Here is a 14,979-nt window from a genome sequence, read left to right as displayed (position 1 = left end):
CCCGGCGACGTGCGCGCCGGTCGGGCCAGCGTACGCACCCCGCTCAGCGCCACGGCCGCACGGCCGTCTCCGGGTGGTACACGCGATACCGGCCGACCTCGGCGCGCAGCGCCGCCCCGGCGCGCGGGCCGAGCAGCTCCCGCAGCCGCCGGTCGGCCGGGCCGCCGGCCACCAGCACGTAACCGGGCCGGTCGGCCAGCGCCACCTGCCGCCAGTACGGCCGGTACCGGTTCTGCCCCGGCATGAGCCGCCCGTCGAGCACCCCGCAGAGCACCTCCTCCGCCGTCTCGAAGACCAGCCGGTTGCAGGTCCAGTACTCGCCGTACACCGCTTGCAGCCCCGCCCGGCGCACCACGTCGGCCAGTTGCCGGGCCTGCCGCTCCTCGACGCGCAGCGGCCCGAGACCCGCCACGAACAGGCCGGTGGCGGCCAACGCCGTGGCGACCAGCCCCGCCAGCGCGGCCGTCGCCGACGCCCCGGCGAGCCGCCCGGCCGCGCCCGCCGGGCCCCGCCACACGTGCCGGGCCGCCACCCACAGCGGCCACAGCACCACCGGCAGCGACAGCTGCAGCACCGACAGGTAGCGGGCGTTGTTCAGCGGGTCGGTGGCGGCCAGCGGGCTGCGCACGTACGCCGCGAGGGTCGACGCCGCGCCCGCGACCAGGGCGAGCTGCGCGGCCGGCCCGACCCGGTCGCCGGCCGGCCGGGCGGCGGCCCGCCGGTACGCGACCAGCGCGAGCACCGCGGCGGCGACCAGCAGCAGGGGGTAGGCCACCCCGAACCACTGCTGCCAGCGGGCGCAGCCGCCGGCCGGGCACAGCCCGGTGGCCAGCGGCACCCCCTCCAGCAGCCCGCCGCGCAGCCGCTCGGCCAGCGGCGGCGCCGCGCCGGCCTCCCCGCTGATCCGCCGCACCACCGACAGCGAGTCCTGCCCCGGCGGCGCGCGCAGGCTGTCGACGATCAGCGGCACCGCCCCGACGGCGAACCCGGCGGCCAGCGCCGCCCCGCACCAACCGAGCAGCTCCCGGCGCAGCACCCAGGCCAGCAGCAGGACGGCCGCCGCCAGGTACGGCACGATCAGCCAGTCCGACCAGACGGCCAGCCCGGCCAGCAGCCCCGCCACCCCGGCCGCCAGTGGCCGGGACCGCATTCGCCCGTCGGCCAGCCCCACCGCCACCAGCAGGATCGCCAGCACCGCCGGCTTCACCTCGGGCCGCCCGCCGACCGCCTGCAACTGGTCGCGCAGCACCCGCTCCGGGCCGAGCGCGAGCAGGCCGACGACCAGCACGGCGAACCAGGGCGCGCAGATCCGCCGGGTCAGCCGGTAGGCCAGGAACACGAACAGCGCCCACAGCGCCAGCACCGGCAGCCGCAGCACCGGCCAGCTCGGCCCGGCGACGGCGACCAGCGGCGCCGCCAGGTACGCCTCCGCCATGCCCATGTAGCGCTGCCCGTACAGGAACACGGGGTGCTCGCGGCCGGCGGCGATGTGCAGCGCGGCCAGGCCGAAGGTGGCCTCGTCGCTGTTCGACACGGGCACCGTGAGCAGCGTGAGGACCAGCCGGTAGCCGAACCCGGCCAGCCCGAGCAGCAGCGCCGCCAGCGCCGGCCGGTCGAGCGCCGGACGCCACCGCCCACGGTCCCGCACAGCTGTCGACACGACCAACGCCCCCGTCGTCGCCCCGACCGGAGTGTGTCACGCGCCCGGGACGCGCCGGGCCGGATCGCCGCAGACCGGGGGGCGGGCCGAGGTCGCCCGTGCGGCCGTCGCGGAGCCGGCGGCTCGCGTGGCCGACGTCGCCGCGGTGTGGCAGGGTTGCCGTGTGCCACCGACACCCGCCGGCGAACTGGCCGTACCGAACCTGCACCGGGCCGCGCGGTTCGAGGACGCCGTGCACAACCTGGTCGAGCGTCGGCTGCGGCGCACCGGGTGGCAGACCAACATCATCGCGTACGCCGGCTACGGCGCCCCCGGCTGGGCTCGGGTGCTGTGCCGGGTGCTGCTCGGCCGCCCCGACACCCGGTCCCGGCAGCGGCTGGAGAAGGTGCGCGGCTGGCGCAGCTTCACCACCCTGCCCGCCAAGCACGTGACGGTCACCATCGAGGCCGGCGGGGTGACGCACGAGGCGAAGGCCGACCGCAGCGGCTTCGTCGACACCGTCGTCGAGGCCGACCTGACCCCCGGCTGGGCGTCGGTGCGCCTCAGCGTCGCCGACGCCGAGCCGGTGGAGGCACTGATCCGCGTCCTCGACCCGAACGTCCGGTTCGGCATCCTCTCCGACATCGACGACACGGTCATGGTGACCGCCCTGCCGCGTCCGCTGCTCGCCGCGTGGAACACCTTCGTCCTCGACGAGCACGCCCGCGCCGCAGTGCCCGGCATGGCGGTGCTCTACGAGCGCCTCGTCACCGCCCACCCCGGCGCGCCCGTGTTCTACCTGTCCACGGGCGCGTGGAACGTCGCGCCGACGCTGACCCGGTTCCTGTCCCGGCACCTCTACCCGGCCGGGCCGCTGCTGCTCACCGACTGGGGGCCGACGGCCGACCGGTGGTTCCGCAGCGGCCGGGAACACAAGCGCGCCACCCTGGCCCGGCTGTCGCGGGAGTTCCCCGACGTGCGCTGGCTGCTCATCGGCGACGACGGCCAGCACGACCCGGAGATCTACCGCGAGTTCGCCGCCGGGCACCCCGACAACGTGGCCGGCGTGGCGATCCGCCGGCTGTCACCCACCCAGTCGGTGCTCGCCGGCAGCCTGCCCACCCCGTCGGGCAGTTCCTCCTCGGGCCCCGTGGGGCAGAAGTGGCTCTCCGCGCCGGACGGCGCGGGCCTGTGGAAGCTGCTGCGCGACGCCGGCCTGGTCTGACCCGCCCCCGCTCGGCACCGGCCGGCCGGGCCCGTCAGCCCGGCCGGCCGGTCGCCCTACGTCACCAGCCGGTGGTGATCTGGCTGCGGGCGCTCAACAGGCCCGCCGACGCGCCGGGATACAGCCACAGGATCCCCGTCGAGTTCTCCCGGGCGACGACGTCGGGTTTGCCGTCGCGGTTGAAGTCGGTCAGGCCGAACGCGGTGTAACCGCCCCAGCCCACGCCGACCTGGGTGATGCTGACCGCCGGGAAGTCGTACAACCGCAGGATGCCGGTGCTCGCCACCCGGGCGTAGACGTCCGGCGTGGCATCGCCGACGACGTTGGCGATGCCGTACGGGGCGTAGCCGGTCGACCAGCCGTCGCCGATGTCCACCCGGGCGCTCGTGCCGCCGGCTAGGTCGCCGGGATACACCCACAGGTCGTTGGTGGATCCCGCCGTGATCACGTCCTGGAAGCCGTCGCGGTTCCAGTCGGCCACCCCGTACGGGCGGTAGTTGCACCACTGGTTGCCCAGGAACGTCGGCGTGGCGCTCAGGTCGTCGGCCGTGCCGAGGAAGACCTGCAGCTCGCAGGAGGTGTTGTCGCGGACCACGATGTCCTGGTTGCCGTCGTGGTCCCAGTCGGCGATGCCGAAGACGGTGAACTGGTTCCACCCGGTCGACATCAGCCGCGGGGTGCCCACCTGCGCGTTCTGCTTGCGGTACCGCCACAGGTTGCCGGCGGTGTCGGCCGCGTAGATGTCCGTCTCCGTGGTCCCGGTGCCGGGCGGCGTCCAGGTGGTCGCGCCGAACGGGGTGCGTGCCCCGGTCGCCGGCACGATGTTGGTGGCCCCCACCTGGGTCGGGGTGAGCGCCCGCTTCCACACCTGGAGGTTGCTGATCATCCCGGCGTAGTAGGCGGTGGGCTGGCCCTGGTAGAGGTAGCGGCCGACGACGAACTTGCCGCCGCTGGGCCACGTCGGCGTCGCGGTGAACTGGGCGCTGCCCTTGAGCACCCCGTTCACGTACAGCGAGATCGTCCGGGTCTTGGCGTTGAAGGTCGCCACCAGGTGCGTCCAGACGCCGAGCGCCGTCCCGGCCGGCGTCACCACCTGGGTGTACGACCAGCCGCTGTCGGCGTTGCCCATGCCGAAGCGCCACGTGTTGTCGCTCGTGTTGTTCCACAGCAGGAAGCGCGACGCGTTGGCGCCGTCCTCGCTGGCGATGACCCCGCCCGCCGCGGTCGGCTTGGCCCAGACCGAGATGCTGAACGACTTCGTGGTGTCGATCAGCGGGCTGTTGACCGTCAGCGCCCCGTCGCCCGTGGGGTTCACCGTGGTGCCGGTCTCGTCGGTGTTCATGATGAGGGCCGGGCTGAACAGGTCGTCGCTGCGCCAGTAGGCGTCGCCGCCGGAGGCGGTCAGCGCGCTGCCGCCGGTGACGTCCGTCGCGGTCGTGACCGCCCCGTCGCCGAGGTCGTCGAACTTCCAGGTGTGGTCCGAGGTGATCAGGGTCTGCTTCGGCTGCGCCGTGACGGTGGCGCTGCCGGCCTGGAGGCCGGTCACCAGCCAGGCGGTCGTGGCGGCGTCGGCGGCCACGGTCCACAGGTCCACGGTGCCGTCGCCGTTGATGTCGCCCGCGCGCAGGCTCAGGTTCGCGCCGGTGTTCCAGGCGGACGCCGCGAGGGTGCGGGCGGTGTAGGTGAGCTGCCCGGTGTCCTGGCTGAACGCGAGGCCGGTCCACAGGTGCAGCGCGCCGGTGGTCCGGTTCCACAGGAACATGGCGGTGCCGTCCGACGCCTCGGCGGTGGCGATGCGCCAGTTGTTCCAGTCCGTGCCACCGGTCGGGGTCGACGCGGTGGTGTGCTGGGTGCCGAGGTAGCCGCCGGGGATGCCGAAGTTGGGATAGTAGGTGAGGAAGTAGCCGTTGGCGGCGTCCCCGCTGGTCCCGATCAGGTCGGGGTAGCCGGAGCCGGCCTGCCGGCTGTCGCCGGCGTTGGCGAGCTGGATCGGCGGGTTGCCGTTCGGGTCGTTCAGCAACGAGCCCTCGATGCCGAACTGGTTCTCGACCCGCTCGGGGCGCAGCACCGAGCCGTCGCCGTTGCCGGCGATCAGCTCCGCGCGGACGGGGTCGGCGGCCGGGTAGTAGACCAGGACGTCCTGGAAGCTGCCGCCCAGGAAGCGACCGCTGACGACCTGGGTGCCGTCGAAGTCGGACGGTGAGTTGCTCCCGGAGACCCCGTTGCCCCGAGCGCCGATGTTGCTGATGCTCGGGTTGACGCCGGCCGCGCCGTTGTTCTCCGCCAGCCAGATCCCCGCCGCGAGGTTGTTGGCGGAGCCCACGTTCAGCAGGTCGGCCCGGCCGTCGCCGGTGAGGTCACCGTCGGCCGCCGGAGTGGCCGGGGGGATGGCGTTGAAGGTCAGGGTGTCGGTCTCGCCGAAGTTCTGGCCCGCCGCCGTGACGCTGGTGACGGAGAGTGTGTTCGTCAGCCGGGTGGGTCGGACGGGAATCGTCGCGTTGCCGCTGGCGTCGGCGGTGATGGTCACCGGCGGCGCGGCGTTCAGCTGGTAGGTGTAGCCGGTCGGCAGCGTGCCGCCCACGGGTGGCGCGACGGTGAAGGTGGCCTGGACGCCGACGGTGGTCTGGGCGGGCGGCGAGATCCGCGGCGGTCCGGCGCGGGTCGCGTCGAAGGTGAACCGGCAGGTGGCCGACCAGTTGCTGGGGGTGCGGAAGTCGGTGGCCTGGACCTGCCAGGCGAAGGTGGTCGGCACGCCGTTGCTGGTCCCGGTGACGCCGGCGGCGGCGGCGAGGGTCGCGCGGGGCACGACGTACACGGCGGTGCTGCCGGACGAGTACGTCAGCAGGTTCGGGTTGGTGTTGACCAGCAGCGTCCCGGGCGCGCTGGCCTTCCACAGCTTGAAGGTCACGCCGAGGGTGCCGCGGTTGGTGTCGGAGACCGGGGCGTAGAGCGAGACCGAGGTGTCGCCGACGACGGTGGGGCTGGCGGCGGCGCAGGACGTGGTGGGTGAGGTGGTCATCCCCGTCGGGGTGTTGGGCTTGTGGTTGTAGCGGATGGTGAGGGTGGGGCTGGTTTCGAGGAACTCCTTCCAGCTCTGGGTGTCGCTGGCCTCGTTGGCGGCGATCATCCACAGGGTGCGGGTGGGCTTCTTGGCGGTGACGTCGGCTTCGATCTGGTTGGTGACGTCGAAGGAGACGGCGTCGGCGTCGCAGCCGCTGTAGCCGTAGGCGAAGCTCTTGGAGGTCACGACGCTGCCTTTGGTGACGCCCTCCCAGTGGTTCCAGGTGGCGTTGCCGGAGGTCAGGGTGGTCGCGGGGGCGTAGATGTTGACGGTCTTGTCGGTGCAGTTCCACGACTTGGTGTTGGTGATCCTGAAGATGGCGTCGTAGATCTCGGCCCCGGCGAGGGTGCTGTACGGGACGGGGAAGTTGACCAGGGTCTGGGAGCGTTGGCTGCCGGAGTTGCCGACCTGCATGCGGCCGATGAGGTCGGGGGTGTCCTTCCAGAAGTTGGTGGACTGGTGCTGGTAGGAGATCGTGGCCCAGCCGGACATCTTGGGCCCGACGGGCGTCCAGTTGAACGTGGGGTCGACGTAGACGGGGTAGACGGTGTCCGGGTCGTCGAACAGCTTCCGGTCGGGGGACAGGCGCAGCGTGCCGGGGGCCATCCGTACGCCGATGGGGGCGCTCCTCGCGGTCCGGCCCGGCGCGGCGGCGCTCGATGCGGCGGTGGGCCGCTCGTTGCGGCCGGTGGCGGAGTCCCACATGGTCGGGGCGGGTGCGGTGAGGACGGCCTGTCCGGCGCGGTCGCGGCCGGTGATGTTGCCGGTGGTGTCGGCGGTGAGGGTGACGCCCCGGGTGGTGGTGGTCAGGTCGAGGGTGGCCAGCTTGGGGTGCCGGGCGGCCTGGCGGTTCTTGACGACGAAGACGTGGGAGAAGCCGCCCTCGCCGGTGACCCGGACGGTGAGGTCGATGCCGGGCAGCACCTCGGGGTAGGTGGCGGTGGGCCCGGACAACGTGGGCGCGGGCAGCGCCATCGGCGCGGTGAGCGACAGCGCGCGGTCGCCGCTCGTCAGTTCGGCGAGGGGGCCGGTGCCGCCGGGGGAGAGCCGGACCTGGTTCGTGGTCACGGTCGGGGTGATGCTGCCGTCGGGGTGGCGGACCAGGGTCGGGTCGAGGCTGCGCCACTTCCCGTCGACGCGGGTGCGGGTGGGCACGGCGGTCTGGGTCAGCTCGACGGTGCCGTCGGGGCGGGCGGTCACGGTGGAGGTGGAGCTGCCGGCGGCGGTCGCCTCGACGGGCCGGCCCGTGCGTCGCGCCTCGGCCATGGCCCGGTCCACGCCGAGCGGGCCGGCGGCCGGCCTCTCGACGGGTGCCACAGGGGCTGCGGCGGCGGCCGGCGGGGCGGCCAGGGCGATGGCCGCGCCCGCCGCGACGACACTCGTCGCGACGACCGACCCGATCGCCTTCACCCCGGTTGTCCTGATAGAAGGGCTGTTCAAGGGCATGGAGTGGTTTCTCCCCCGTGCGTGTGTCCGGCGGACGCGGGATCGCGTCCGGTGGGCGGGCACAGTGAATCAGCCCGCGCGACCACGGGGAACGCCGAACATCACACCGGGTTGTCCCTTTCGGACTCCCTGTGGCGCATTTGATCCGCGCGCCACCCTCCTATCGTTACCTTGCCGTGACCTCCGGCCTGAGTGGACGTGAAACATTGTTCGCGCCACGCGGGTGCTCGTTCGGGCACGCTGCGTGGCTTTCTGTCTTCTGTGGAGTGGAGCGCGCATGGTCGGGCACGGGGGAACACGCCTGTTGACTGGACCGAGACGGTTGGTCGCGGTGGTCGTGTCGACGGCGCTGGTGGCGGGGTTGTGGTCGGGCACGCCGGCCGCCGCGAAGCCGAAGGGCGAGGGCGCGGCGAAGCCGCCCGCGACGTCACCGGGCCCGTCGGTGAAGGGCGTCAAGCCGATGCCGACGCGGTTCGTCACGCCGCGCGACGACGCGAAGTCGACCCACCGCCCCGCACGGACGGTGTGGCCGGCCGCCGCGTCGGCGCAGGTCGCGTTGGGGACACCGCAGGCGTTGTCGGCGGGGTCGCCGAAGGCGCGGGCGGCGGGCACGCCGGTGTGGGCGCAGCCGGTGGCTGTCAAAAGCGGACAATCCTCCGGGCCGAAGCGGCTCGCGGTGACGGTGGCCGGCCGCAAGGCCGCCGAGGCGGCCGGCGTCGACGGCGTGCTGCTGTCGGTGACGCCGGACCGGTCGTCGGGCGCGGCGCGGGTCGGCGTGGACTACGCGGGCTTCGCGGAGGCGTTCGGCGGCAACTACGGGTCGCGGCTGCGGCTGGTCCGGCTGCCCGAGTGCGCGCTGACCACGCCGAAGGCGGCGGCGTGCCGCACGGCGCAGCCCCTGGCGTCCACCAACGACCCGGCGGCGCGGACCGTCTCGGCCGAGGTGCCGATGACCGCGTCGGCGTCCGGCGCGCGCGTGGTGCTGGCGGCGGTGGCCGCAGCCGGCGAGGAGGGCGGCAACGGCGGCACCTACGCGGCCACCGACCTCAAGCCGTCCGGCTCGTGGACCGGCGGCGGGAACACGGGCTCGTTCACGTACTCGTATCCGGTGACGGTGCCGCCGGCGGCGTCGGACCTGGTGCCCACGGTGGCCCTCTCCTACGACTCGGGCAGCGTCGACGGGCAGACCGCGTCGACGAACGCCCAGTCGTCGTGGGTGGGCGACGGCTGGTCGACGCCCCGCTCGTACGTGGAGCAGACCTTCGCCTCCTGCATGGACGATCCGGGCGGCAGCGCCTCGCCGGTCAAGACCTACGACCGCTGCTACGACGGGCCGATCCTGACCCTGTCGCTGAACGGGTCGTCGACGTCGCTGGTGTGGGACTCGGGCAACAGCGAGTGGAAGCCGGAGTCGGACAACGGCGAGGTGATCACCCACGTCGTGAACTCGAACAACGGCACCGGCACCTACAACACCGACTACTGGCGGGTGACGCTGCGCGACGGCACGGTGTACGAGTTCGGCCGTAACCGCCTGCCGGGCTGGACGTCGGGCAAGGCCGAGACGAAGTCCGTCGACCACACCCCCGTCTACTCGCCGCACTCGGGGAACCCGTGCTACAACGCGGCCGGGTTCTCCTCGTCGGTGTGCACGATGGCCTACCGGTGGAACCTCGACTACGTCAAGGACGTCCACGGCAACGCGATGGCCTACTACTACCAGCAGGCCACCAACTTCTACGGCCGCAACAAGGGCGCCACCGACGTGTCGTACGTGCGCGACAGCAACCTGGCGCGCATCGACTACGGCTTCACCGACGGCAACGCCTACGGCACCGTGCCGAACCGGGTGGTGTTCACCACCGGCGACCGCTGCCTGTCGGGGACGTGCCAGCCGCTGAACTCGGCCAACAAGGCGAACTGGCCGGACGTGCCGTTCGACCTGATCTGCAACTCCGGCACCGACTGCGACGACTGGAGCCCGTCGTTCTTCTCGACGGTCCGCCTGACGTCCATCGAGGCGCAGCAGTACAACACGGCCACGTCGGCGTACGAGGCGGTCGACTCGTACGCCCTGTCGCACACCATGCCGGCCACCGGCGACGGCACCTCCCCGACGCTGTGGTTGACGTCGGTCGCCCGCACCGGCCACGACACGAGCGCGGGCGGCTCGACGGCGGCGATCACCCTGCCGACGGTGTCGTTCACCGGGGTCAAGCTGGCCAACCGGGTCGACACCACCGGCGGGCTGCCGAACTTCTACCGGCAGCGCATCAACACGATCACCACCGAGACCGGCTCGGTGATCTCCCCGAGCTACGAGCTGCCGGTGCCGTGCACCGCCCCGGTGACGACCACCCCGGCCACCAACACCAAGTCGTGCTACCCGGTCTACTGGACCCCCGACGGGTACGTGAACCCGAAGCTCGACTGGTTCCACAAGTACGCGGTCACCCGCGTCACCTCCACCGACCCGACCGGCGGGGCGCCGGCGCTGTCGACCAGCTACAGCTACCTCGGCGGGGCGGCCTGGCGCTACGACGAGAACGAGGTCGTCAAGGCCAAGTACCGCACCTACGGGCAGTTCCGTGGCTACGCCAAGGTGCGCACCTTTACCGGCGACGGCGTCAACGACCGCCGCACCCAGTCCGAGGTCGCCTACCACCGCGGCATGAGCAAGAACAACTCCACCACCGTGGTCAACCTGACCGACTCCGCCGGCGGTGTCCACGAGGACATCGACGAACTCGCCGGCAGGGAGCTGGAGACGACCCAGTATCTCGGTGAGGGCGGCCGGGTCGACTCCTCCACCATCACCTCCTACTGGGTGTCCGGGGCCACCGCCACCCGCTCGCGCACCGGCCTGTCGGCCCTGACCGCACAGTGGGTCGCGCCGATCAAGACGTACGCGCGGCAGGCGGTGACCAGCGGCGCGTCGCTGACCTGGCGCTACACGGCCAGCGACAACAGCTACGACGCCAACACCGCCAGCGCCACCTTCGGCGAGCTGAAGCACAGCTACACCTACACGGTGCCGGTCAACACCGCGTACGACCAGTGCACCAGCTACACGTACGCCCCGGTCAACGCGGGCGCGAACCTGGCCGGGCTGGTCAGCCAGACCGAGACGGTGTCGGTGGCGTGCGGCGGCTTCACCCAGGGCAGCCCCGCCTCCGCACCGGGCAGCGTCAACACGCTGACCGCCCCGGCGACGGTGAACCGGCCGGCGCAGGTGGTCAAGGTCGAGCGGAACTTCTACGACGATCCGACGTTCGCCACCACGTTCCCGCAGGCCGCCGCCCCGACCAAGGGCGACGTCACCCTCACCCAGCTCGCCAGGGACCACACCTCCGGCGCCTACGTCTGGCAGACCAGCGGGAAGACCACCTACGACACGTACGGCCGCGTCGTCGACGAGTACGACGCCAAGAACAACAAGACCAGCACCGGCTACACCATGAACGCCGTCAACCTGGTCACCGGGACGTCGACGACCAATGCGCTGCTCCAGACGTCGTCGGCCACGATCAACCCGAAGCGCGGCGGCATGCTCACCAGCACCGACGCCAACAGCGTGGTGACCCGGCAGCAGTACGACGCCCTCGGCCGCGCCACCGCCGTCTGGTTGCACAACCGGGCGACCAGCAGCAACGCCAACCAGAAGTTCACCTACACGGTGTCCAAGACCGGCGTGACGGCGGTGACCAGCCAGAAGCTCAACAACTCCAACGGCTACCAGACCTCGATCACCCTCTACGACGCCCTGCTGCGCAGCCGGCAGACGCAGACGGTCACCCCGCAGGGCGGCCGGATGATCACCGACACGTTCTACGACACCCGGGGCTGGACCAGGGCGTCCTACAACGGCTGGTGGGACGACGCGACCACGCCCGCGGTCACCACGCCGGTGTCGGCGGCGACCCTCGGCAAGCAGGTGCCCCACCAGACCTTCACCACCTACGACGGCCTCGGCCGCGCCATCGTCACCACGGCGGCGAAGAACGGCGTCACCGTCTCCACCACCACGACGATCCACGCCGGAGACCGCACCACCGTCGTGCCGCCCACGGGTGGCGTGGTCAAGGCCACCGTCACCGACCCGCTGGGCCGGGAGAAGGAGCTGCACGAATACCAGGCCCGCCCGACGGTGACCACCCCGGCGGACACCTTCACCGGCGACTTCACCGTCACCGGCGGCACCGCCACGACCAGCACGTACGGCTACGACAGCCGCGGCAACCAGGCGACGCTCACCGACGCCGACAACAACGTGTGGACCTCGACCTACAACCTGCTCGGCCAGGTCGTGGCGAAGTCCGACCCCGACGCCGGCAACAGCAGCATGGTCTACGACGCCAACGGCAACCTCGTCCAGTCCACCGACGGCCGCGCCAAGACCCTGTCGTTCACCTACGACGCCCTCGACCGCAAGACCGGCGAGTACGCTGCCACCGTGGCCAGCCAGTCGTCGGCGAATCAGCGCGCCGCCTGGGTGTACGACAACAGCAACGCCGTCGCCGGGGTCACCAACGCCGTCGGCAAGCTCACCACCACCATCGCCTACCGCGACGGCCAGCCCTTCACGACCCAGCAGAAGGCGTTCAACGTCTTCGGCAGCAGCCTCGGGCAGACCGTCACCGTTCCCGCCACCGAGGGCGCCCTCGCCGGCTCGTACGTCTTCGGGCACTCGTACACCTCGGTGCTGGGCCTGCCGCTGACCGACACGTACCCGGCCAAGGGCAGCCTGCCCGCCGAGACCGTCCTGCACGGCTACTCCGGCGTGCTGGACCTGCCCACCACCCTCGCGGGCCTCGCCGCCTACACCACCGGCGTCACCTACGACGCCTGGGGTCGGGTCAACCAGCAGAGTCTCGGCACCGCCACCAGCGCCGCCTACGTCACCAACACCTACGACACCCACACCAGCCGGCTGACCAACCAGCTCGTCACCCGCTCCACGGCCACCCCGGCCACCGTCGACGAGCAGGAGTACAGGTACGACCTGGTCGGCAACATCACCCGCAAGACCAGCAAGCGCCTCGGGGTCACCACCCCGGCGGAGACCCAGTGCTACGGCTACGACGGCCTCGCCCGCCTCACCGACGCGTGGACCGCCACCGACGCCTGCGCCACCACGCCGACCAACGCCGACAAGACCATGGTCGGCAACACCGTCGGCGCCGGCAGCGCCTACTGGACCACCTGGACCATCGACCCGATCGGCAACCGCACCCAGCAGGTCGAGCACAACCTGACCGGCGGCACCGACACGACCACCACCTACACCTACGACGGCAACGGGCAGAACAAGCCCCACACCCTGACCTCCACCGCCACCAGCGGCGGGGCGACCGGGAGCACCTCCTACGCGTACGACGCCGCCGGCAACACCACCGGCCGCAACGCCGCCCAGGGCAACCAGACCCTCGCCTGGGACGATGCCGGCAAGCTGACCAGCGTCACCGGTGGCACCAGCGGCACCAACACCTTCACCCACGACGCCGACGGTGAGCTCCTGCTGCAGAAGGAACCCGGCAAGACCACCCTCTACCTGCCGGGGCAGCAGCTCACCCTCAACACCGCCACCAACGCCGTCGACGGCAACCGCTACCACGCACTCCCGGGCGGTGGTAGTTGCATCCGCTCCGGCAGCGGCACGGCCTACACGTTCGCCATCGCCGACCACCAGGGCACCCCGACCCTGTACCTCGACAACACCGCGCAGAACCCCACCTGGCGGCAGTACACGCCGTACGGGGCGACCCGAGGCGCGGCGGTCGCCGTTCCCGACAACCGTGGGTTCCTCAACAAGCCGATCAGCCCGACCGGGCTCACCATCGTCGGCGCCCGCGCCTACGACCCGGTCATCGGACGCTTCGCCTCCGTCGACCCGCTGCAGGACGTCGCTCAGCCACAACAGTGGAACGCCTATTCCTACGCCAACAACACCCCCATCACCTCTAGCGATCCGACCGGCATGATTCCTGAAGACTGCCGCCACTTCGACTGCTATGGCTATGACCCTCGGCCTTTGAAGAAGGGTGATGGTCGCGGTGCCGGCGGCTGCCATGGTGGCTGCGGCACCGCGAAGAACAAGGCATGGGGTAAAAAGAATGGCTGGTCATCGACCAGATCGAAGCGAGGCACTTACCGGCCATCGCCTCGTATGAAGCCCATGCCTAAGCCCTATCCGCAGCCTTCGGTGGGCACCCGTGTGATGGGCTCCCCTACTCCCGCCCCCTCGCCGTGGGGGGATGGACTTCCCCATGATCGGGATCCCACGCTCGACCAGCCGCCGCCGCCAGCCGAGCCGTCCACGTGGATGGTCGCCGTCTGTGGTGGACCCAATCTGCAGATCGGCGGTGCGGGATCGTATTCAGTGTGTATCGGAGTCGACCATGATGGCGTTGGTGCCTATCACGGCTTTAAGGGGGGAATGGGCCCCGGTGTAGGTATAGGTGGATCCGCTGGCGTGACTCTGTCTAATGGGGGCGTGCGAGACCAGGGAGGCTCGTCGTATTACATCCAGGGTGGCGTTGAGCAGCCTGTCGGCGGGACGGCGGGCTTTTCGAAATCTACATCCAGTGACATCTACGGTATAAGCGGCGAGGTTTCCGGCGGGCCGGGTGTCTCTTTTGGCGAGGCTGGATTGTCCTATTCGTGGGTGTTGGGACATGTAGACCTTTGGTAGGCGTGCACTATCGGGAAGGGTGGTTGTGGGCTTGGCGGCCTTTCGGAACAGTCTGACGTATAGGCTACTGGTGCAGTCGATGCGAGTCTTCCTGTTGGGATTCTTCGCCGCATTGGCATTGCTCGTGGCGGTGTCTTTCGGCGCCCCCGCAAACCTTCTTGGACGGTTGGCAGCAGCCGCGGTTCTTGCCTCAGTTTTGGCATCCCTGGTGGCGATTCCTTGTGCTGTTGCGACGTCGAAGTTCGTGAGTTCGCTGGGGGTTGGAGCGCGAAGCATTGACGGGCAGTTGGGCTTCTTGCGGGCCTTGTGGAGGGACCTCTTGTGGCTGGGAGGATCAAAGAAGTAGCTAGACGGGTAAGTCCGCATTCGGGTTGGCGGTCGTAGGTGATCAGGGATCTGGTTATAGGCTGACCGGTGGCTTGGCAAGATCAACGGTATCTGTGGATCCTGTCCCCCCGGCGGGCCTGGCCTCGTCTGGTCGGTGCGGCAGATAGCGCCCGCTCGGGACGAGGCACTAAGACGGATCAAGGAGGCCCGTGTGTGGGCCGGAGATGTAACGAACTGACCATTGAGGTGATCTCAGCAAGGTTCGGCGGCCGAGTGGGATGACACGGGCTTAACGTCCATACCGGACGGCGCTGGATATGGGCGTGGAGCCATCGGTAGACAGGTTCTTGCGACGGAATCGGTCTCCGAGAGGGCCCCACGTGATCACGTATTCTGCCAGGCTTGACGTCCCCAGGGAACTGGTGCGACACGTGGCGCGGCTTCTGCACGCCGAACGTCGGGCGGTGCGCACTCGCCGCCGTGCGAGGGCGTTGACGTGCTTCTACCAGGCGCTTCTGGTGTTGGTGTGGTTCCGCAAGGGTGAGGACAAGACCACCCTCGGGGCCGGGTTCGGGGTGTCGCGGGCCACC

Annotated in this window: 4 protein-coding genes; 2 read left to right on the top strand and 2 right to left on the bottom strand. The window is 70.9% G+C overall.

Going from position 1 to position 14,979, the window contains the following annotated elements; genetic code table 11:
* Positions 1-43: 43 nt before the first annotated feature.
* A complete protein-coding gene (locus GA0070558_RS20490) occupies positions 44-1,660 on the bottom strand; it encodes a glycosyltransferase family protein (RefSeq protein ID WP_091282882.1) in 1,617 nt (538 codons plus the stop codon).
* A gap of 163 nt (positions 1,661-1,823) precedes the next feature.
* Here GA0070558_RS20490 and GA0070558_RS20485 point away from each other — a divergent pair, with 163 nt between their 5' ends.
* On the top strand, positions 1,824-2,864 hold the full coding sequence (locus GA0070558_RS20485) for an App1 family protein phosphatidate phosphatase (RefSeq protein ID WP_043964328.1): 1,041 nt from the start codon (positions 1,824-1,826) through the stop codon (positions 2,862-2,864).
* 61 nt (positions 2,865-2,925) lie between these two features.
* Here the strand turns inward: GA0070558_RS20485 and GA0070558_RS34880 are convergent, their stop codons facing one another.
* Positions 2,926-7,335 carry a LamG-like jellyroll fold domain-containing protein gene (locus GA0070558_RS34880; protein WP_091282768.1) on the bottom strand — a complete coding sequence of 1,470 codons (4,410 nt, stop codon included), beginning with the start codon at positions 7,333-7,335 and terminating at the stop codon, positions 2,926-2,928.
* Positions 7,336-7,675: 340 nt separating this feature from the next.
* Here GA0070558_RS34880 and GA0070558_RS20475 point away from each other — a divergent pair, with 340 nt between their 5' ends.
* A complete protein-coding gene (locus GA0070558_RS20475) occupies positions 7,676-14,062 on the top strand; it encodes an RHS repeat-associated core domain-containing protein (protein ID WP_256092043.1) in 6,387 nt (2,128 codons plus the stop codon).
* The last annotated feature ends 917 nt before the right edge of the window (positions 14,063-14,979 follow it).

This window comes from Micromonospora haikouensis (assembly GCF_900091595.1).
In the GTDB taxonomy this organism is placed as follows: domain Bacteria; phylum Actinomycetota; class Actinomycetes; order Mycobacteriales; family Micromonosporaceae; genus Micromonospora; species Micromonospora haikouensis.
The sequence above is the reverse complement of the archived record's forward strand: the minus strand, read 5'-3'. Positions and strand labels throughout refer to the sequence as shown.